Origin of the sequence: Mesorhizobium silamurunense (genome assembly GCF_014843905.1) — a bacterium.
GTDB lineage: Bacteria > Pseudomonadota > Alphaproteobacteria > Rhizobiales > Rhizobiaceae > Mesorhizobium > Mesorhizobium silamurunense.
Genome location: NZ_LPVS01000107.1, coordinates 1 through 213, shown reverse-complemented (window position 1 = coordinate 213; position 213 = coordinate 1). Strand labels below are relative to the sequence as shown.

1 protein-coding gene is annotated in these 213 nt (G+C 66.2%); it reads left to right on the top strand.

Translation table 11 applies throughout. The features are described from left to right. Positions 1-213, top strand: a 213-nt coding sequence (locus AU465_RS32620; protein WP_192257093.1) for a transposase, incomplete at both ends; no start/stop codon positions are given.

Here is a 213-nt window from a genome sequence, read left to right as displayed (position 1 = left end):
CTATACCCACCGCGTCGCCATCGCCAACAGCCGCCTGATCGCGCTCGACGAGGCCGGCGTGACGTTCCGCGTCAAGGACTACCGTCGCAACGGGGATGAGCGCTACCGGACAATGACGCTCGAGCCGGCCGAGTTCATGCGCCGCTTCCTGCTCCATGTCCTGCCCAAGGGCTTCCACCGCATCCGCCACTATGGGCTGCTTGCCAGCGCCAA